General features: G+C 61.8%; 19 protein-coding genes. 5 read left to right on the plus strand and 14 right to left on the minus strand.

Annotation, left to right across the window (positions count from 1 at the left end):
- Positions 1-3: 3 nt before the first annotated feature.
- Together JTP94_RS16765 and JTP94_RS16770 are read left to right on the plus strand one after the other, a co-directional pair.
- Positions 4-909 carry a UTP--glucose-1-phosphate uridylyltransferase gene (locus tag JTP94_RS16765; protein WP_034506286.1) on the plus strand — a complete coding sequence of 302 codons (906 nt, stop codon included), beginning with the start codon at positions 4-6 and terminating at the stop codon, positions 907-909.
- Positions 910-993: 84 nt separating this feature from the next.
- Positions 994-3,336: a polysaccharide biosynthesis tyrosine autokinase gene (locus JTP94_RS16770; protein ID WP_204851615.1), complete on the plus strand. Its 2,343-nt coding sequence runs from the start codon at positions 994-996 to the stop codon at positions 3,334-3,336.
- A 5-nt stretch (positions 3,337-3,341) separates the two neighbouring features.
- On the opposite strand, the gene JTP94_RS16775 is transcribed toward JTP94_RS16770, so the two are convergent.
- The 5 genes from JTP94_RS16775 to JTP94_RS16795 all read right to left on the minus strand — a co-directional run bounded on the left by JTP94_RS16775 (position 3,342) and on the right by JTP94_RS16795 (position 7,665).
- Entirely contained in the window at positions 3,342-4,229 is an 888-nt protein-coding gene (locus tag JTP94_RS16775; protein WP_204851616.1) for a DMT family transporter, read from the minus strand.
- 125 nt (positions 4,230-4,354) lie between these two features.
- Entirely contained in the window at positions 4,355-4,915 is a 561-nt protein-coding gene (locus JTP94_RS16780; RefSeq protein ID WP_204851617.1) for an NADPH-dependent FMN reductase, read from the minus strand.
- Positions 4,916-4,997: 82 nt separating this feature from the next.
- On the minus strand, positions 4,998-6,224 hold the full coding sequence (locus JTP94_RS16785) for an NAD(P)/FAD-dependent oxidoreductase (RefSeq protein WP_204851618.1): 1,227 nt from the start codon (positions 6,222-6,224) through the stop codon (positions 4,998-5,000).
- Positions 6,225-6,234: 10 nt separating this feature from the next.
- Positions 6,235-6,549, minus strand: a complete 315-nt coding sequence (locus JTP94_RS16790) for a MocE family 2Fe-2S type ferredoxin (RefSeq protein ID WP_204851619.1) — start codon at positions 6,547-6,549, stop codon at positions 6,235-6,237.
- A 27-nt stretch (positions 6,550-6,576) separates the two neighbouring features.
- The gene (locus JTP94_RS16795; protein ID WP_204851620.1) at positions 6,577-7,665 is read right to left on the minus strand and encodes a fatty acid desaturase family protein; all 1,089 of its coding nucleotides are present in this window, start codon (positions 7,663-7,665) and stop codon (positions 6,577-6,579) included.
- Positions 7,666-7,814: 149 nt separating this feature from the next.
- Here JTP94_RS16795 and JTP94_RS16800 point away from each other — a divergent pair, with 149 nt between their 5' ends.
- Both JTP94_RS16800 and JTP94_RS16805 read left to right on the plus strand, forming a co-directional pair.
- Positions 7,815-8,843 (plus strand): LacI family DNA-binding transcriptional regulator, encoded by a 1,029-nt coding sequence (locus JTP94_RS16800; protein ID WP_204851621.1) that lies wholly within the window; start codon positions 7,815-7,817, stop codon positions 8,841-8,843.
- Positions 8,844-9,001: 158 nt separating this feature from the next.
- Entirely contained in the window at positions 9,002-9,814 is an 813-nt protein-coding gene (locus JTP94_RS16805) for a TIM barrel protein (RefSeq protein ID WP_204851622.1), read from the plus strand.
- Positions 9,815-9,850: 36 nt separating this feature from the next.
- On the opposite strand, the gene nikR is transcribed toward JTP94_RS16805, so the two are convergent.
- The 3 genes from nikR to cbiE all read right to left on the minus strand — a co-directional run bounded on the left by nikR (position 9,851) and on the right by cbiE (position 12,429).
- Positions 9,851-10,288, minus strand: coding sequence for a nickel-responsive transcriptional regulator NikR (gene nikR, locus JTP94_RS16810; protein WP_204851623.1), 438 nt, complete (start codon positions 10,286-10,288; stop codon positions 9,851-9,853).
- 121 nt (positions 10,289-10,409) lie between these two features.
- Entirely contained in the window at positions 10,410-11,168 is a 759-nt protein-coding gene (gene cobM / locus JTP94_RS16815) for a precorrin-4 C(11)-methyltransferase (RefSeq protein ID WP_204851624.1), read from the minus strand.
- 19 nt (positions 11,169-11,187) lie between these two features.
- Positions 11,188-12,429, minus strand: a complete 1,242-nt coding sequence (gene cbiE, locus JTP94_RS16820; RefSeq protein ID WP_204851625.1) for a precorrin-6y C5,15-methyltransferase (decarboxylating) subunit CbiE — start codon at positions 12,427-12,429, stop codon at positions 11,188-11,190.
- Between cbiE and JTP94_RS16825 the strand changes: the two genes are divergently transcribed.
- Complete coding sequence (locus JTP94_RS16825) at positions 12,413-13,183, plus strand: cobalt-precorrin-6A reductase (protein ID WP_204851626.1); 771 nt, start codon at positions 12,413-12,415, stop codon at positions 13,181-13,183. The genes cbiE and JTP94_RS16825 overlap by 17 nt on opposite strands.
- On the opposite strand, the gene JTP94_RS16830 is transcribed toward JTP94_RS16825, so the two are convergent.
- From JTP94_RS16830 to JTP94_RS16855, 6 genes are all read right to left on the minus strand, one after another.
- The gene (locus JTP94_RS16830) at positions 13,147-13,911 is read right to left on the minus strand and encodes a precorrin-3B C(17)-methyltransferase (RefSeq protein ID WP_204851627.1); all 765 of its coding nucleotides are present in this window, start codon (positions 13,909-13,911) and stop codon (positions 13,147-13,149) included. The two genes, JTP94_RS16825 and JTP94_RS16830, sit on opposite strands and share 37 nt — an antisense overlap.
- Positions 13,908-14,645 carry a precorrin-2 C(20)-methyltransferase gene (locus JTP94_RS16835; RefSeq protein ID WP_204851628.1) on the minus strand — a complete coding sequence of 246 codons (738 nt, stop codon included), beginning with the start codon at positions 14,643-14,645 and terminating at the stop codon, positions 13,908-13,910. The genes JTP94_RS16830 and JTP94_RS16835 overlap by 4 nt, the downstream gene beginning before the upstream one ends.
- Positions 14,642-15,274, minus strand: a complete 633-nt coding sequence (locus tag JTP94_RS16840; RefSeq protein WP_204851629.1) for a precorrin-8X methylmutase — start codon at positions 15,272-15,274, stop codon at positions 14,642-14,644. The genes JTP94_RS16835 and JTP94_RS16840 overlap by 4 nt, the downstream gene beginning before the upstream one ends.
- 2 nt (positions 15,275-15,276) lie before the next feature.
- Entirely contained in the window at positions 15,277-16,704 is a 1,428-nt protein-coding gene (gene cobG / locus JTP94_RS16845) for a precorrin-3B synthase (protein ID WP_204851630.1), read from the minus strand.
- Between the two features lie 59 nt (positions 16,705-16,763).
- Positions 16,764-17,540 carry a precorrin-6A synthase (deacetylating) gene (cobF, locus tag JTP94_RS16850; protein WP_204851631.1) on the minus strand — a complete coding sequence of 259 codons (777 nt, stop codon included), beginning with the start codon at positions 17,538-17,540 and terminating at the stop codon, positions 16,764-16,766.
- 84 nt (positions 17,541-17,624) lie between these two features.
- Positions 17,625-18,458 (minus strand): helix-turn-helix domain-containing protein, encoded by an 834-nt coding sequence (locus tag JTP94_RS16855; RefSeq protein ID WP_204851632.1) that lies wholly within the window; start codon positions 18,456-18,458, stop codon positions 17,625-17,627.
- Positions 18,459-18,469 lie beyond the last annotated feature (11 nt).

An 18,469-nucleotide genomic window follows, 5' to 3' on the forward strand; every position in this document is an offset into this window, starting at 1 on the left:
GCCATGGACCCCAAGCATCGCGTGAGAAAAGCAGTCATTCCGGTTGCCGGCAACGGAACCCGTTTCCTGCCTGCCACCAAGGCAATGCCGAAGGAAATGCTGACGATCGTCGATCGTCCGGTCGTGCAATATGCCGTCGATGAGGCTATCGAAGCCGGCATCGAGCACATCGTCTTCGTCACCAGTCGCAACAAATCGGCGATCGAAGATCATTTCGACGACACGCCGGAGCTGATTTCCTCGCTGCGGCTGGCCGGCAAGAGCCATCAGGTGAGTGAGCTGGAGCGCCTCCTGCCGCGGCCGGGTTCCGTCAGCTTCACCCGCCAGCAGGCACCGCTCGGCCTCGGTCACGCCGTCTGGTGTGCTCGCGACCTGATCGGTAACGAGCCGTTCGCGCTGCTTTTGCCCGATATGCTGTGCTACGGCATGCGGGGCTGCATGGCCGGCCTGATGGATCTCTACAACGAAGTTGGCGGCAATATCGTTGCCGTTGAGGAATGCGCGCCGGAGGAGACCTCTAAATATGGCATCATCGGCAAAGGAGCATCTGTCCGCCACGGCTTCAGCGTGACCAAAATGGTCGAAAAACCACATCCGTCGGAAGCGCCTTCAAACTTTTACCTCAATGGTCGCTATATCCTTCAGCCCGAAATCTTCGATATTCTGGCCCGTCAGGAACGCGGCGCCGGTAATGAAATTCAGCTGACCGACGGCATGCTGCGCCTCTCCGAGACGCAATCCTTCCACGCCCAGGTCTATAACGGACGCACATTCGACTGCGGATCCAAGCATGGCTTCATCGAAGCGAACGTCGCCTTTGCGCTCGCTCGCGCCGATATTGGCAGCTTGGTCTATGATTCGATCCGCAACCTGGTCGTCTCGCACGAAGCGCAGATGACCGCCGCTTAAGCCTGTTCACGTTCTGGCCCGTGGTCGACACGACTGCGGGCCATCGCCATTATTCATTCGGGCTTCTCCGACAAGGTGGTCGCCATGTATCAGAAGAACTTCACTTTCCAAAGCGCTCTTCCCCAGGGTGAAGCGCAGGATAGTTTCATTGATCTCGATCGGCTGATGGCGATCGTGACGCGTCGCATCCGTACCATCATCTTCGCCATGGCTGCTTTTGTCATTCTGGCCGTTGCCTATCTGCTGACCGCCACGTCCAGCTACACGTCGATGACGCAGATATTGCTCGACGAAAGCATGACGAAATATGCCGAGGATCAGCCACCGGCCGCTAGCAGCCAGCAGGCGGACATGGAGATTGCCAGTGCGGTCGAGATCCTGAAGTCGAACGAGATGGCCTTGCGCGTCGTCGACACGGCCGATCTTGCCGACAATAACACCCTACTCAATCCACCGCAGTCGCCGACTGCCCTGCTCAAATCCGGTGCGGGGCTGATTGCCAGCGTCTTCACGCCGGGGCGTCCGCCGATGACGCCCGCAGAGGTTCGGGAGGCGCAGCGCCAAAAGGTTGCCGCCGTATTGCAGGACGGTCTCAAGGTGGAGCGCGTCACGCGAAGTTCGGTCGTTTCCGTGTCCTTCAGCTCTACCGACAAGTTATTGGCGGCCAAGGTCACGCGCGCCTATGCCGACGCCTATCTGACCGACCAGTTGAACGCCAATTTCGACGCGACCGAACGTGCCTCCGTCTGGCTGCAGGAGCGCTTGAACGATCTGCGCCAGCGCGCGCAGGAGGCTTCGCTCGAAGTCGAGAAATACAAGGCCGACAACGGCCTGACCTCGACGGGCGGCGAGCTGATGTCGGAACAGCAGATTTCCGATCTCAACAAGCAGCTGATCATCGCCCAGGCCGATACGGCCAGCGCATCGGCGCGCTACAATCAATACAAGTCGATTATCGACCAGGGGCCGGACAATGCGGTCAAGAACGCCACCATCTCGTCCAGCCAGGGAGATACTTCGGGACTACAGGACCTGAAGACACGCTACCTCGCGGTCGAGAAGCGCGAGCAGGATGTCACGCAGAATTTCGGCGCCAATCACCCGCAGGCCGTCGCGCTCAGAGCCGAGCGGCAGGACATTACCCGGCAGATCTATCAGGTACTTCAGCAGCTCACCGCCAGCTACAAGAACGAGCTTGAGGTCGCGCAGTCGCGTTCAGCGTCGCTTCGCGAGAGCATCGAGGGTGTGGTCGGCAAGAATTCGGAAGCCAATAAATCGCTGGTGCATCTGAATGAGCTGAACCAGAAGGCGTCAGCGCTGAAGACGCTTTATGAATCCTATCTTGGCCGATTCGAGCAGGCGACGCAGCAGCGATCCTTCCCGATCGCCAAAGCGCGCGTCATCTCGCTCGCCGGCGTCCCGACAGCACCGTCGAGCCCGAAGAAGACGCTGGTGATAGCGCTTTCGGTGATCCTCGGCCTGATGGCCGGCGCCGGTATCGCCGCCTTCCAGGAGTTCCGCGATCGCTTTTTCCGTGTCGAAGCCGATGTGCGCTCCGCTCTTGGCTTGAAATTCCTCGGCTACCTGCCGCTGCTTGGCCAGCAGAGCACCGGTAAGAAGAAACGGCGCAAGGGCATTATCGGATCTGACCCGGCAACCGCTGAAGATGCCGAACATGGTGTTGCCTTTGAACGGATCATGCGCATCTCGATCGAAGCGCCTCGCTCGATCTTCGCCGAGACCTTGAGAAACGCCAAGCTCGCCAGCGACGTCATGCTGCAGGGCCGCCCCGATCGCGTGATCGGCGTCGTCTCGGCGCTGCCGGGCGAGGGCAAGTCGACGACGGCAGCGAATTTTGCCGCCCTCTTGGCCAGCAGTGGCAAGCGTACGCTGCTGATCGATGCCGACTTGCGCAATCCGGGCTTGAGCCGGACGCTGAAATCGCCGCCGCAGGCCGGGCTGATCGAGGCCGTGCTCGGTGAAGTGCCCTGGACGAATGTCGTCAAGGTCGATCCGCGCACCAAGCTTGCCATCCTGCCGGTCGTCGTGCGCGATCATCTGTTGCATACCAGCGAGCTTCTGTCGTCGCAGGGCATGCAGCATCTCATGGAACATGCGCGCAAGATGTTCGACTATATCGTCGTCGATCTCGCGCCGCTCGGACCCGTCATCGACGCCAAGGCTTTCGCGCCGCAGGTCGATGCTTTCATACTCGTGACGGAATGGGGTGCGACGCCGACCAACCTGGTGCGTGATGTTCTCGAGCAGGAGCCCCAGATCAACTCGCGCATTCTCGGCGTGATCCTGAACAAGACCGACATGTCGGAATTGCCGCGCTATAGCGATTTCGGCGGAACGGAACGCTACCGGCAGAAATATGTAAGCTACTATACCGAAGCGCCGCCGCGCGCGGAGGTGGATGCGTAGCCCCCTTATGTCCTCTGCGCTTTGAGGCGGGCTCTGGCCAGAGCATGTTCACGCCAGATCGTGAATATGCCCGCCGCCACCACGATGACCGCGCCGGCGATCATCGTGGTGCTCAGCCTTTCGCCGAATATGGCGACACCGATGATGGCGGAGAAGACGAGCTGAAGATAGGTCAGCGGCTGGATCACCACCGCGTCGAGCAGATCATAGGCGCGAATGAGGAAATAGTGGCTGGACACGCCGGTCAGGCAAAGGATGCCCATGAAGACCCAGTCGTGCGGCGCAAGGGTTGTCCAGAAGAATGGACCGATACAGCTCATCGCGACCGCGCCTACGACGCCCGTATAGAAAAAGCTGGTCATGGCACTGTCCTCGCGGCTGACATAGCGGGTGAGGACCACATAGAACGAGAACAGCAGCGCGCCGCCAAGCGGCACCAGGAAGCGCGGGTCGAAGACGCCGCTTTCCGGCTTCAGGATCAGCAGCACACCGACGAAGCCGACGCAGATCGCAAGCCATCGTCGCCAGCCGACCTTTTCGCCGAGGATCGGTATGGACAGCATTGCCACCATCAAAGGTCCTGACGAGAAGATCGCCTGCGAATGGGCAAGGCCGACGATGACGAAGGACGAGATGGCGACGACGATCTGCGCGGCAAGCAACAGGCCGCGGGCAATCTGCAGCGCTGGCCGCTTGGTTCTGACCGCAGAGCGCAGGCCGCCCGGCGAGCGCGAGGCCATCGCGACGGCAAAGAGCATGAAGGCCCAATAGCGGATCATCGCCACCAGAAGCGGCGGATAGGCGCTGACCAGATGTTTGGAGATGCCGTCCTGTATGGCGAATATGCTGATCGCCAACAGCGTGAAGACATAACCGGCGGTATTGGATTTCATTTCGGTTCGAAGAAGATGTGCGAGCCCCGGGGCGCCGGTCACCCGACGCAGCGGTCACACTAGGCTATCCGCTTTCGCAATCATAGACTTTGCTTTCGTCTTTTGCCCATGCGCCGCAGGCGGGGTCAGCTCTTTTTGTGATCCGCGACAAAGGCGGCGAAACCTTCGATGAATTTGGCGAGGTTTTGCTTCGCTTTCTCGTCGACGATCAGGCCCTCGGCATCGAAGACGCTGCCGGCGCGCGACACCATCAGCCGGCCGCCGAACCACGGATCGGCGCCCAGCGTGCGCAACACCGTCAACCAGGCATTTTGGCTGAGGATGGTGCCGAAATTGCCGGGGGAGGCTCCGAGCACGGCGATCGGTTTTGCCTTGAAGACGCGGGCAATGTCTGCCGATGGCCGGCTCATCCAGTCGATGGCGTTCTTGAATACGCCGGGGAGCGAGTTGTTGTATTCCGGCGTAAACAGGATCAGCCCATCGGCGGATATGGCGAGCTCCTTGAGTTCCTGCACCTTCTCCGGAATGCCCTCAGCGGCCTCGAGATCGGCATCATAAAGCGGCACGCCATGAATGGTCCTAGCGATCAGCTCGACGCCGGCCGGCGCAAGTTCGACGGCGGCATGGAGCAAAGCCGTGTTGAAGGAGCCTTTGCGCAGGCTGCCCGATATGCCGAGTATCTTCATCGCATCCCCCTGTTTATGCCTTGAGGGAGACATTTATGGTTCGCGGCGGTTCGTCAAGGGCTGACGGCGCGCTCAGCCCGCTTCATGCGGCAAGCAGGGATTTCAGCTTGACGCTGCTTGCCGCCAAGGCGTCGCTGCCTGGGTGAGCGCGAGCGGCGATCAACATCTCGGCAAGGCGGATGTCGCGGGCGACGGCGTTGCCGCGGCCGATGCCGCTGGCGGCGAGAAGTCTGCCGCTTGCGTCGAGATGAAAGAGGATGAACGCCCCGTCGCCGGGATCGCGCCGCACATGGCTCGTCGCCCCGTCGGCGAGGCCGGCGATCTGCAATGTCAGGTCATACTGGTCGGACCAGAACCACGGCACGGCCGAGATTTCCATCCCTTCGCCGAGCATGTTGGCAGCGGCCAGATTTGCCTGGTCCTGCGCATTGCGCCAGGATTCGAGGCGAACGCGCCGTCCGCCATAAAGCGCGAGTGGAAAAGAGCAGCAATCGCCGGCTGCGTAGATATCGGCGGCGGAGGTTTCCAGCCGCTCGTTGACGGCGATGCCGTTGTCGATCACCAAGCCGGCTGTTTCGGCAAGCGCGATATTCGGCGAGGCACCGATGCCGATCAGCACGAGATCTGCCGAAATCACCTGGCCATCCGCCAGGTGAATGGTGGCCCTTTCGGTTTCCTCTCGCACGGCCTCGATCGCTTGGCCGCAACGAATGTCGACGCCTTCCAGCCGGTGACGCTCGGTGATCACAGCGGCAATCTCCTCTGGCACGCCGCGCATCAGCACTCGCGGCAAACCTTCGATGACGGTGGCGTTGGCGCCCAGCTTTCGCGCGGTGGCCGCCAGTTCCAGGCCGATGAAGCCGCCACCGATGATGGCGATGTGCCGGCCGGGATGAAGAGCGGAGCGCAGAGACATGGCGTCGGCATGGGTGCGCAGCATGCGGATGCGCTTGGCAGCACCGTCAACGCCTGGAAAGGCGCGCGGCGAAGCGCCGGTTGCAAGCAGCAATTTGTCATAGCCGAGCGTCTGTCCGTCCGCGAGCGTCACGGTTTTGTCGGCGGGCTCGATGGCGGCCACCGTCGCATTGAGCCGCAGATCGATCGATTGCTCCCGGTATCGCTCCAGCGTGGTGACGAACTTCGGTTCGACGGTCTCGACAAGTGCCTGCTTCGACAGCGGCGGGCGCTCGTAAGGAGCGAGCGGTTCGGTGCCGATCAGGGTGATGTCGCCATCGAACCCCTTTTCCCGGAGCTTGAAGGCGGCGCGTGCGCCGCATTCTCCGGCGCCGACGATGACGAAATGCGGCATGGCCTCTTCCTCATAGTCCAATGAAAACGGTGCCGTCTTCGACCTTGACCGGATAGGTCTGCAGATTGACGCAGACGGGTGCGCCCTTGGCCTCGCCGGTCCTGTAGTCGAAACGGCCATTGTGCTTGGGACATTCGATGATGTTGTCCATGACCAGACCGTCGGCCAGATGGACCTTTTCATGCGTGCACAGGCCGTCGGTGGCGAAATAATCGTCCTCGGGACTGCGATAGACGGCGAAGGTCCGTCCGTCATGGTCGAAGCGGATGACATCCTCCTCGTCGATCGCGTCGGCGGCGCAAACCTCGATCCAATTGTTGCTCATGTTTTCCTCCCTTTGCACGTTCGGTGATTATTGCGCGGCCTCGGCGAGCGCGCCGCCATGAAATTCCTCGCGATAGGGCCGCGCCGTCGGCGGCAACTCACGCTTCAGGAAGTAGTCCTCGTTGCGCAACTGCCGCAGGAAGGCCGGTATCATCTCGCGATAGCCCGACCACATGGATGGATTGGTGGCCGGCAAGTCATGCTTGATCATCGCGTGGAGCTTCGGCAGGGCGTGATAGGGCACCATCGGGAACATGTGGTGTTCGACATGGTAGTTCATGTTCCAATAGATGAAGCGGCTCACCGGGTTCATCATGACGCTGCGGCTGTTCAACCGATGATCGATGACATTGTCGGCGAGGCCGCCATGCTGCAACAGGCCGGTGAGCACGTGATGCCAGGCGCCGTAAAGCCGGGGCAGGCCGACGAGCATCAACGGCAGGATCGAGCCCATGGCGATCGCCGCTGCGACGGTGGCGACATAGATTGCCAGCCATATGCGGGCGATACGGACGGCCTTCGGCTGCTCCATCTCCGGAATGAAGGTCTTTTCTTCGGCGCTGACGACGCCGGCGGCATTGCGCAGCATGTCGATGACCGCATGCCAGGCGTCCAGGATGCCGAAGAAATTGAGGATGACGCGAAAGAGATCCGGCGGCCGCATGACGGCAATCTCCGGGTCGCGGCCGACGATGACCGTATCGGTATGATGGCGGGCATGGCTCCAGCGCCAGGTCACCGGATTGCGCATGATCATGAAGCAGGCGACCTGATAGACCGCATCGTTCATCCAGCGGGTCTTGAACGCCGTGCCATGGCCGCATTCGTGCCAGCGGCTGTCCGAGGCAGAGCCATAGAGCACGCCGTAGGCCAGGAAGAAGGGGATGCAGATCCACGATCCCCAGAAATAGACGCCCAGGCTGGCAAAAAGCACCATGCTGCCGAGCCAGATGATCGTGTCGCGAATGGCCGGCGCGTCGGAACGCTGCATCAGCGCCTTCATGTCCTTACGCGTGACATCCGTGTGATACCACTCGGCGGCGGCAAGCCCGGTTTCCACCGCCATTTTGCCGCTTACGCCGAGCAGGCTGTAATCCCGTTTGATTATCTCAGTCATCGCTACCTCCCGCGCCGCGCAACAGCTCGCCGCCCTCATGTCGAGAACGATAGATCGACTTTTCGCTTGCCTCAATGCAGAAATGATGGAATCTATCAAAACCTATCAAATTCTGATGTCATCAATGATGGCATATCTCAGGAGCAGCCATGCGTCGCCCGACCATTTCAGATCTCGCCAAGGCGTCCGGCGTCAGTGTCGCCACGATCGACCGCGTATTAAACGGACGTCACCGCGTTCGAGAGGAAACGGCAAGAAGGGTCTATGAGGCAGCGCAGGAGATCGGCTACCACGCCGTCGGTCTGCTGCGTCAGCGCGTCTTCGAGGATCTGCCGCAATATCGCCTGGGCTTCGTCTTGCAGAAGCCTGTTCAATCCTTCTATCAGACCTTCGCCAAGGAGATCGTCGTCGCGGCGCAGGCGGTCACCACGGCGCGCATAACTCCCCAGGTGGATTTCGTCGCCGCCTCGACGCCAACGGCAATCGTCGAGAAATTGAAGGCAATGGCCGCGCGCAGCCAGGCGATTGCGCTGGTTGCGCCTGATTATCCGGCCGTGACGGCTGCGATCGAAGAACTGAAGGAGAGGGGTATTCCGATCTTTTCCCTGCTTTCCGATTTCTCGACCGGCGTCCGTCAAGGCTATATCGGCGTTGATAATCGCAAGGTCGGGCGTACGGCCGCCTGGATCATCGCCCGCTCGGCCCGTCGTCCGGGCAAGGTCGCCTGCTTCGTCGGCAGCCATCGTTTTCATGGTCATGAACTGCGTGAGATCGGCTTTCGAAGCTATTTCCGCGAAAACGCGCCCGAGTTCGAGGTACTTGATACGCTGATCAATCTCGACACGCCCGAGATCACCCATGAGGCAACGCTCAATCTCTTGCAGAAGCATCCCGATCTCATCGGTTTCTATGTCTGTGGCGGTGGCATGGAGGGCGCAATTTCAGCGATCCGCGAGGAGCGGTTGGCCGGCAAGCTGATCGCCGTCGTCAACGAACTGACGCCGGATTCCAAGGCAGCACTCGCCGACGATGTCGTCGCCATGGCGATCGGCACGCCTCTGCCCGCGCTCTGCAAGGAGCTGATGAGCCTGATGATGAAGTCCGTTGAAAGCGACGAGACGGCTGTTCCTGGACAAAGCTTCCTGCCCTTCGAAATCTTCGTCTCGGAAAACATCTAGCGTGAATGATGTAATTCCATCATTGCGATGATAATTCTATCAGGAATGACGGCTAGGGACGATGGATCGCAGGCATGAATCTCGCTAGTCCTTCGCTGGCAGGCGCGGCGGATTGGGATGTCTTTTGCAGCCGGTCGCCTTGAGGAGGAGTGCCCACCATGAGTTCCGTTCGTTTTGCGCTCAATCATATGTGTGCGCCGTCGCTTGGCTTGGAATCGTTCTTTGCCGCGGCAAAGCAGCTCGGCATCGAAAGCGTCGAGATCCGCAATGACTTGGCTGGAAACGCGATCCTGGATGGCACGCCGGCAGCGACCGTGAAGGAGCTTGCGGCGCACCACGGGCTTGCCATCATCTCGATCAACGCGTTGCAGCGGTTCAACGAATGGACCGACGAACGGGCGCGGGAGGCTGCTGAGCTGATTGGCTATGCGCGCGATTGCGGCGCCAGGGCATTGGTGCTGGTTCCCGTCAATGACGGCAGCGGCCGCGAGCCGGAGGCCCGCCGCGCCAATCTCCGTAAGGCATTGTCGGCCTTGAAGCCGATGCTGGAAGCAGCCGGCATTGTCGGCCTCGTCGAGCCGCTCGGCTTCGAGATCTGCTCCTTGCGCCTGAAGAGCGAAGCGGCTGACGCGATAGAGGAGCTGGGCGCGAAGTCGACCTTCTGCCTGGTGCACGATACCTTCCACCACCATCTGGCCGGCGAGACCACGATTTTCCCCGAATTGACGGGGCTGGTCCATATTTCCGGCGTCAGCGATCCCGCGGTATCGGTTGCCGACATGCGAGATCCGCACCGCGTTCTCGTCGATGCCAGCGACCGTCTCGACAATGTCGGGCAATTGCGGGCGCTGCAATCAGCCGGCTATGCCGGCCCTGCCTCTTTCGAACCCTTTGCCCCGACGGTGCATGCTTTGACGGAACCGGTAGCGGCGATCAAGGAAAGCATGACTTATATAACGGGTCAGCTCTGACGGCTGCAGTTGTCCGCGGGCAACTGGCTTGATCGCTCAGTCGTGCGAATGCCCCTCGGTGTGATGCGTGCCATGTTCTGAAGGGATGAGATGCAGGTTTCCAAAGCGGACGCCGCGTTGGGTGACCACGCTGTCGGCAAAGGTCTTTATCTCGTCCACCTTGCCTTTCAACACGGAGACCTCAAGGCAATCATGCCCGTCGATATGGACATGAAGCGTCGAAACCGAAAGGTCATGGTGGTTATGCTGTGTCGTCGTCAGGCGGCGTGACAGGTCGCGGGTTTCGTGCTCATAGACATAGGTAAGTGCTGCGTAACATTTTGCCTCGCCATCGATGGTCGGCTGCGCGCGCGTGACGGCGTCGCGAACGAGGTCGCGCAACGTTTCCGAACGGCTGGCATAGCCGCGCTGCGTGCTGATCTTGTCGATTGTCTCGAGAAGATCGTCGTCGATCGTGATGGTAATACGCTGCATCTCTTGATCCTCGTTCGCCCCGTCGCAAGCTGGGATCGACTAGAGGAAATTTCGGCGGAGATTGCAACCAGGGGCGCGGCGCTCTTGAGCGCTTCGGTCTTAACGGAGTGACGAAAGCGCTCTATTGCCGATCACGGAAACGGCGCTGATAGGTCGGATCATAGAGCGAGCTCTCGCGGAAATCGCTGGCGCCAAGCGATGGTCCGACGAAGATGAGCGCGGTCCGTTCGATCGGCTCTGCCGCCACCTGTGCTTCGATCGTGGCAAGGGTGCCCCGAACGATCCGCTCGTCCGGCCAGGAGGCCTTGACGACGATCGCGACCGGGCAATCGGCGCCGTAAAGCGGCGTCAGATCCTCGACGACTTTTGCGAGCGCATGGATAGCGAGATGGATGGCGAGCGTCGCGCCGGTGGCGCCGAATTTCTCCAGCGTCTCGTTGTTCGGCATCGGCGAGGCACGACCGGAAACGCGGGTGAGAACAAGGCTCTGTGCAACGGCCGGGATGGTCAGTTCGCGTCCGAGCGCCGAAGCGGCGGCGGCAAAGGCGGGAACGCCTGGGGTCAGCGTATAGTCGATGCCATGCTGTTCCAGCCTGCGGATCTGTTCGGCGACCGCGCTCCAGACGGAAAGATCGCCGGAATGCAGGCGCGCGACATCCTCGCCGGCGGCGGCAGCCTTCAGATATTCGGCCTCGATCTCGTCCAGCGACAGCGGCGCCGTGTCGACGATGCGTGCGCCGGGCGGGCAATATTGCAGCAGTTCCGGCGAAACGATCGAGCCGGCATAGAGACAGACCGGGCATTTGCCGATCAGGTCGCGGCCGCGCACCGTGATCAGGTCCGCAGCACCTGGGCCCGCGCCAATGAAATGCACCGTCATTGCTCTACCTCGTTTCCACTTATGGCTTGATCCAGCACCATTGCGTCACCGGCATGGCTGGCCGCCAGCCGGTCATGCGGCCGACGGGTGCTGCGCGGGCGATATCGATGCGGGTCAGGGAGCCGCCGCGCCGTGCCTGTTCGGCAAGCAAGGCGGCTTCCATTTCGGTCGTGACCGCATTGGCGACCAGCCGTCCACCGCTTCTCAACTGGCTGATGGCAGCATCGAGCACGCCCGCATCGCTGCCGCCGCCGCCAATGAAGATTGCATCCGGTGTCGGCAGACCCGCAAGGGCACCCGGCGCCTCTCCCTCGATGATGGTCAGACCCGGCACGCCGAAATTCCCGGCATTGCGGCGGATACGTGCCGCTCGCTCGCCCGATGCCTCGATCGCGATGGCGCGTAGCGAGGGATCGGCAAGCATCCATTCGATGCCGATCGAGCCGGAACCTGCGCCAACGTCCCACAGCAACTCGCCGCGCCGAGGCGCCAGCGCCGATAGGGTCATCGCGCGGATTTCCCGCTTGGTGATCTGGCCGTCATGTTCGAAAAGTTCATCGGCAAGACCGGCGATAACAGGCAGGATCCGCGCGTTCGCGTCGGCCTTGACCTCGATGCCGCAGATATTGAGATCGTTGATATCGGCAGGAGCAAAGTCGGCGGCTTTTTTCTGCGAGACCTTCTCCTGCGGGCCGCCGAGCGCCTCGAGAACCGTTAGTGTGGACTGACCAAAGCCTATCGTCTGCAACAGATTGACCAACTCGGCAGGCCCCTTGCTATCGGACGTCAGCGTCAGGATCTTGCGACCTGGATGCAGATGCGGACGGATGAGATCGATCGGGCGTCCGTGCAGCGAAAGGATGGTGACATCCTGCAAAGGCCAGCCGAGGCGCGAAGCCGCAAGGCTGAAAGACGAGGGTGCCGGAATGACGCTCATTTCAGAGGCGGGAATACGCCGCGAGAGCGTCGCGCCTACGCCATAGAAGAAGGGATCACCCGAGGCGAGAACCACGATCGGCGTGCCGCGACGGGCCAGTACCGCTTCCACCGACTTCTCGAACGGGCTCAGCCATATATGCGCCTCGCCTGTGATCAGCGGCTGCATCAATTCGATATGGCGCGCGCCGCCGAAGACGACCGGTGCGGAAGCAATCAGACGCTTGGCCTCGTCGCCAACGCCGGCTGGACCGTCCTCGCCGATGCCGATAAGAGTGAGCCAGCGTTGAATTGAAGGTGTCTCAGCCATGGGCAAGGCCCGCATTCTGATCCTGGGCGGCACGACGGAGGCTCGCATGCTGGCGGCGGCACTCGCCTCCCGCGCCGATCTCGATGTCGTCCTGTCGCTTGCCGGCAGAACTGCCGATCCGGCTCCACAGCCGGTCCCGGTGCGCAGCGGCGGCTTCGGCGGCGCGGAGGGTCTTGCCCGCTATCTGCGCGACGAAACGATCGATCTGATGATCGACGCGACCCATCCTTTCGCGGCCCGCATCTCCGCCAACGCCGCACAAGCGGCGGCTCAGAGCGGTGTTCCGGCCTTTGCCCTGCGCCGGCCGGCCTGGGCGCCTGCCGAAGGAGATGACTGGCTTTCCGTGCATAGTGTCCCGCAGGCCATCGCCGCGCTTGGCGTAGCGCCCTTGCGCGTGTTCCTGGCGACCGGGCGGCAGGAAGCTCATTATGCCGATGCCGCGCCCCATCACCACTATTGGGTCCGCAGCGTCGATCCGGTCGAGCCGCCGCTGACGGCGCCCAATGTCAGCTACATCCATAGCAGGGGGCCGTTCCGGCTGGAGGACGAGCTGGAGACGCTGCGCGAGCATCGCATCGAGGTGATCATCGCCAAGAACAGTGGCGGTGAGGCGACCTACGCGAAGATTGAAGCTGCGCGGCAGCTCGGCATCAAGGTAATCATGATCGAACGCGCCGAGGCAACCGGCCTGACGGCGGTCGAAACACTCGAAGCTGCGCTCTATCGGATCGATCATTTCGCGTCTTCCCTAATGAAGCGCGGCGTGTAGACCAGATCCTGGCGTCCTTCGCGGGTAATGACGCGCGTCTCGGCCGAACCGATGATGACGCAGGTCGCCATATCGGCCTGCGATGCCTCGGCATCCGCCAGCCGCGCGACCGCAATGCGCTCATCCGGGCGGCCGGCTGCCCGGCCGAAGATAACAGGCGTATCCGCAGGCAATATGGCACGCACGATCTCGAAGGCCGTGCCGAGCTGCCAGGGCCGTGCCTTGCTGATCGGATTATAGAGCGCGATGACGAACCCGGCTTCTGCGACCGCACGAAGCCTGCTTTCGATCAGGGGCCAGGGCTTCAGATTGTCCGACAGCGAAATCGCGCAGAAATCATGGCCTAGCGGCGCACCGATGCGTGCGGCAACGGCGAGCATGGCGGTAATCCCCGGCACGACGACGAGGTCGATGGCACGCCACTCCTCCGGCCCGTGATCGATCGCTTCGCAAACAGCCGCTGCCATGGCAAAGACGCCGGGATCGCCGCCGGAGACGACGCAGACATTGGCTCCCGCCGCCGCCCGCTGCAGCGCCGCCCTGGCGCGGTCCAGCTCCTCGCGGTTGTCAGAGACATGGCGGATCTGGTCGGCGCGCAGCGTCAGACGATCGAGATAGGGGCCGTAGCCGAAGAATTCGGTGGCGTCCGCGATCGCAGCCAGTGCCTCCGGCGTCGTCTGTTCGGGATTGCCGGGGCCGGTGCCGATGACATAAAGGCGCCCGCTCATGGCCTGCTTTCCCAACCAGGAACCAGCACCAGCGAGAAATAGGGAGCCTCGGCATCGTCTCGGCTCGCGAGCGGCGTCATCGCCCCATTCGTCATCGTGCCTCGTTCGACGTAGATGGCCTCTTCAAGGCGTCCGGCGGCCTCAAGCGCGCGACGGATCTTCGGCAGGTTGCGGCCGACCTTCATGATCACGGCCGCCTGGGTGTCACCGAGGCGTCGGGCCAGTTCGGTCTCCTTCATCGTTCCCGGCAAAACCGAGAGAACGTCGTCTCCCTGCACCATCGGCAGTCCGGCAAGCGACCAGCAGCCGGACATGGCGGTGACACCGGGGATGACCTCGGTCGGGAAACGATCGGCAAGGCGCACGTGCAGATGCATGTAGGAACCGTAGAACAGCGGATCGCCTTCGCTGAGCACGGCAACGGTCTTTCCTTCGCGCAGATGTGCCGCCACCATCTCGGCCGAAGCGTCGTAGAAGGCGGTGATCTGCCTGCTATATTCCGGCGTGTCCTTGTCGATCTCCGTCGTGACGGGATAGTAAAGCGGCAGCAGCGTTACGTCCGCTTTCAGCAGTTCGCTGACGATTGCCTTTCCGTTGCCGCCTCTGCCCTGCTTGGCGAAGTAGGCAACGACGTCTGCACGCTCCAAAGCCCTGACGGCCTTGACGGTCAACAGTTCCGGATCGCCCGGGCCAGTGCCGACGCCGATCAGCTTTCCGCTGGAAGGCGCGCTCATAGGCCCGGCCTCGCGAGCGCATTGAGGGCGGCGGCCGTCATGGCGCTGCCACCGAGCCGGCCCCGCACGATGGCAAAGGGAACGCCGTAGGAATGTTCTGAAAGGGCATCTTTCGATTCCGCAGCTCCGACGAAGCCGACGGGCATGCCGATAATGGCGGCGGGCTTCGGAGCGCCGTCGCGCAGCATCTCCAGCAGATGGAAAAGGGCAGTCGGCGCATTGCCGATGGCAACCACGGCGCCGGCAAGGCGTTCGGCCCATAGATGCATGGCGGCAGCCGAGCGGGTGTTGCCGATCGACTTTGCAAGTTCGGCCGTGCGCGGATCTTGCAGCGTGCAGATCACCTCATTGGCGGCGGGCAGACGGGCGCGGGTGACACCACGAGCAACCATCTCTGCATCGCAGAAGATCGGCGCTCCATTGGAAAGCGCCTTGCGTGCTGCACTAACGAAATCAGCAGAGAACATGAAATGCCGTGCTGCTTCCACTTGTCCGCAGGCATGGATCATGCGGATAGCGACATCGGCCTCTGCCTCGGAAAAGCGCGTGAGATCGGCTTCGCTGCGGATGATCGCGAAGGAGCGTTCGTAAATCGCATCCCCTTCGCGGATATAGTCATAGTCAGGCATTTCTATCCCTGTCGTAAAGCCGTCGCGATTGCGTCCCGGCCGAGCCGTTTAAGACACTGCTGCGCCGATTCGCCAGCAGCTTTGTTGTTTCGCACCAACCCGCCGAGCTCGGCCAGCGCTGATTTTAGCTTTTCCTTACCGATGTAAGCCACGGGCTCGCTCGATGCTGACCCATTTACGACAATCCCGTAGCCTGTTGCAGCACCGACGATCGCAAGCATCGTCTGGCCCGGATGGGCGCAGCCTTTTCCGCAGCCTGACAGATGCACCTTGAGCGAACCGTCGAGCAGCTCGGGGGCGATATCAACGAGATCCGTTGCCGATTGCCGGGTGGCATAATGGGCGGATGCGCAAGCGCCCGCTCCGGAGCAAGGAATGGCATAATTCGCCGGGTCGCCGGCGCGTGTTCGAAAGCCGCAGCTGGCCGCCGTCGTGCGCGCATGTTCCATCGTGCTCGGCGTAAGCCCCAGCAACAGCATTGCATGGTCCGGCGCGGTGCGGATTTCGTTGACGCCTGCCATCTCTGCAACGCCAAGAAAGCGGCGAAGATCTGCCGCATGAATCTGGCCGAAGGATGGGCGCAGCCCGAGTGCATTGCGCGTCTCATCGAGCTGGATGATGCCAACGGCAGAGATCGATGGACCTCGCGCATTGCCCATCTTGGCTTCATCGAATTGAAATTGCTCACGCAGGACCTCGGCATCAAGGTCACGGCCACGGGCGCGAGGGCCAATCTCGACGAGGCTTTTCAACAGCGCGATCACGGCTGTAATCGCCTGCTCGTCCGAGAGTGCCGCCGCAACCGGCTTTGCCGTTGCAGCCGTGCCGGCTATCGCGAGGCTCCAAAGGTGCGTGCTACCGGACATTTCCGCTCGCAGTCGAATATCGGCTGAAAGCCCGTCCAGTGTCAGTCGTCCATCACCATCGATGATGATGGTGAGTTTGGCTGCCAAGAGCGGCTTTGGCTCGAGCGCATCGATGGCCCTTCGCAGGTGGTTAGCGATATCGCGGGCATTAGCGATCTCGAGTGAATCGAGTCCACTGAGCGGCGGGACCTCTATGGCAACGCCGCTCTCCGGAACGATGCCGGCGCGGTCGATATCGGCAGCGAGCCCGTCCATGCTCTGCGGGCGCATGCCGCGCAGCTGAAGATTGCCGCGCGCCGTGATCTCGATCAATCCGTTGCCATGCGTCTCGGCGGCTTCGGCCAATGCGCGAAATTGAGCTACGGTCAATCCGGGCGTTGTCGGGCGCAGCCGCACGAGCAGGCCGTCGCCCGTTTGCATCGGCGTGCTCAGCGATGGACAGGCGCCGCGAACCATGGAGGGCAGGGGCGATGCATCGACAAGCCTATCAACGCTCTCTTGCGAGAAGCACGCTTGCCCTTCCATCGTTTGTCCGTCGGTCACAACCATGAGACTGCCCTTCATAAGGGACATTTCCTCGCACAATCCCGTTCGGCGGGCAAACGATTTGGCATGGATGCCGCTCATGCGCGATCGTCGAAATCCTGCCCTTTGCGCAGCAGATAAATGTCCATGATCCACCCATGCTCGGCACGGGCCTGCGCGCGCGTCGCGAGAATGCGCTCCGATACATCGGCGAGCCTGCCGGCAATGGTAATCTCGTCCTTCGTGCCGAGATAGGCTCCCCAGTAGATATAGGCATCGGGATCGTCGATCTTGCTGAAGGCCTGTTCGCCGTCGAGCATGACCACGGCTGTTTCGGCAATGCCGGGAAAGCTTTCTGCCAGCCGCCGGCCCGTGGTGATCTGCACCGGCTTGCCGACGAGGTTGAGGGGAATGCGGTGGCTCGCAGTCAGCGCCTGGATGCTGGTGATGCCGGGAATGATGCTGTAGTCGAGCGGGACGTTGCCGCGCGCAATGACGCGTTCGATGATGCGCAGCGTGCTGTCGTACAGACCGGGATCGCCCCAGACCAGGAAGGCCGCGCTTTCGTCTTCCGCCAGGTGCTCGAGAAACAGCTGCTCATAGGTCGCCGAAATCTCCTCGTGCCAGTCATCGACGCTTTGCACGTAGCTGCGATCGGCAATCTGGCGCGATGGCACGTCATAGTCGACGAAGCGGATCGCCTTGTTGGTGGCGTAACGCTGGCAGATATCCTTGCGCACATCGGCGAGCTCCGTCTTGGCGGCACCCTTGCTGGGAATGAGGATCACATTGGTCGCATTCAGCGCGTTGATCGCCTGCATGGTCATATGCTCGGGATTTCCCGTGCCGATACCGACGATATGGATGTGCCGCATATGCTTGCCCTCGCTCTCCCGCTGTTTGCCGGAAGCAGCAGGTTATTTCAAGGGGAACGGCGTTAGTTCGGTCGCGTCGCCGGCCTATGACTGCCGGTCGAAGGTCCAGCGGTTGATCATGTAGGCCCTCGGCGGAGTGCCGAGCACGCGTCGGAACATGGTGGTGAAAGCCGCCACGCTCTCATAGCCCGCTTCAAGTGCGACGGTGGTGACGGGCTGGCCCTCGGCCAGCCGCGGCAGGCAGGCGAATACGCTTGCCTGCTGGCGCCAGGTCGTGAAGCTGATGCCGGTTTCCTTGCGGAATTGCCGCGTGAAAGTCCGCCGGCTCATGGCGAGTTTTTCGGCCCAGTCGTCCAGCCGGGCGTTGGGCGAGGGATTGGCGAGATAGTCGCGGCAGAGCGAGGTCAGCCGACGGTCAGAGGGGAAAGGGAGGCCGAGCGGGCGTTCCGGCAGCGTAGTGATCTCCTCGACGAGCAGCGACAGGACCAGCTTGGCCTTTCGATGGCTGGCCGGGGCTTCCCCCAATCGAATGGCCTCCAGCAGCAGGCTACGGGCGAGATCCGTGACTTCGACGACGCGAGGCGCTTCCTCTTTTGCAGGCTGGCCGCGCGGCATGACATAGACGGATTTCATGCTGACATCACTCAGGATCTCGATCGAATGTTCCAGTCCTACAGGGATAAACAGGGCATGACCAGGCGGCACCATCCAACGGCCCCGCGCCGTCATGATCAGAGCGACGCCGGCGAAGATGCAGAGCAATTGCGTGCGGCGATGATGATGCCACGGAACGACGTAACCCTGTGGCGGCTCGGCGCTATGGACGAGTACATCCGCAGTCGAGTCCTCCATCCAACGCATGTTCTGGACATGGTCGTTGTCGAGGGTTGCCAGTAGCTGTTTCGATAGCTTTTCCATATTGGCCCGAT

Origin of the sequence: Martinezella lusitana, assembly GCF_016901135.1 — a bacterium.
Taxonomy (GTDB): domain Bacteria; phylum Pseudomonadota; class Alphaproteobacteria; order Rhizobiales; family Rhizobiaceae; genus Rhizobium; species Rhizobium lusitanum_D.

What these genes read in the sequence shown, in the direction of transcription:
- JTP94_RS16765 (WP_034506286.1), top strand. Translation starts at nt 4, where the DNA reads ATGGACCCCAAGCATCGCGTGAGAAAAGCAGTCATTCCGGTTGCCGGC.
- JTP94_RS16770 (WP_204851615.1), top strand. Translation starts at nt 994, where the DNA reads ATGTATCAGAAGAACTTCACTTTCCAAAGCGCTCTTCCCCAGGGTGAA.
- JTP94_RS16775 (WP_204851616.1), bottom strand. Translation starts at nt 4,229, where the DNA reads ATGAAATCCAATACCGCCGGTTATGTCTTCACGCTGTTGGCGATCAGC.
- JTP94_RS16780 (WP_204851617.1), bottom strand. Translation starts at nt 4,915, where the DNA reads ATGAAGATACTCGGCATATCGGGCAGCCTGCGCAAAGGCTCCTTCAAC.
- JTP94_RS16785 (WP_204851618.1), bottom strand. Translation starts at nt 6,224, where the DNA reads ATGCCGCATTTCGTCATCGTCGGCGCCGGAGAATGCGGCGCACGCGCC.
- JTP94_RS16790 (WP_204851619.1), bottom strand. Translation starts at nt 6,549, where the DNA reads ATGAGCAACAATTGGATCGAGGTTTGCGCCGCCGACGCGATCGACGAG.
- JTP94_RS16795 (WP_204851620.1), bottom strand. Translation starts at nt 7,665, where the DNA reads ATGACTGAGATAATCAAACGGGATTACAGCCTGCTCGGCGTAAGCGGC.
- JTP94_RS16800 (WP_204851621.1), top strand. Translation starts at nt 7,815, where the DNA reads ATGCGTCGCCCGACCATTTCAGATCTCGCCAAGGCGTCCGGCGTCAGT.
- JTP94_RS16805 (WP_204851622.1), top strand. Translation starts at nt 9,002, where the DNA reads ATGAGTTCCGTTCGTTTTGCGCTCAATCATATGTGTGCGCCGTCGCTT.
- nikR (WP_204851623.1), bottom strand. Translation starts at nt 10,288, where the DNA reads ATGCAGCGTATTACCATCACGATCGACGACGATCTTCTCGAGACAATC.
- cobM (WP_204851624.1), bottom strand. Translation starts at nt 11,168, where the DNA reads ATGACGGTGCATTTCATTGGCGCGGGCCCAGGTGCTGCGGACCTGATC.
- JTP94_RS16825 (WP_204851626.1), top strand. Translation starts at nt 12,413, where the DNA reads ATGGGCAAGGCCCGCATTCTGATCCTGGGCGGCACGACGGAGGCTCGC.
- cbiE (WP_204851625.1), bottom strand. Translation starts at nt 12,429, where the DNA reads ATGCGGGCCTTGCCCATGGCTGAGACACCTTCAATTCAACGCTGGCTC.
- JTP94_RS16830 (WP_204851627.1), bottom strand. Translation starts at nt 13,911, where the DNA reads ATGAGCGGGCGCCTTTATGTCATCGGCACCGGCCCCGGCAATCCCGAA.
- JTP94_RS16835 (WP_204851628.1), bottom strand. Translation starts at nt 14,645, where the DNA reads ATGAGCGCGCCTTCCAGCGGAAAGCTGATCGGCGTCGGCACTGGCCCG.
- JTP94_RS16840 (WP_204851629.1), bottom strand. Translation starts at nt 15,274, where the DNA reads ATGCCTGACTATGACTATATCCGCGAAGGGGATGCGATTTACGAACGC.
- cobG (WP_204851630.1), bottom strand. Translation starts at nt 16,704, where the DNA reads ATGAAGGGCAGTCTCATGGTTGTGACCGACGGACAAACGATGGAAGGG.
- cobF (WP_204851631.1), bottom strand. Translation starts at nt 17,540, where the DNA reads ATGCGGCACATCCATATCGTCGGTATCGGCACGGGAAATCCCGAGCAT.
- JTP94_RS16855 (WP_204851632.1), bottom strand. Translation starts at nt 18,458, where the DNA reads ATGGAAAAGCTATCGAAACAGCTACTGGCAACCCTCGACAACGACCAT.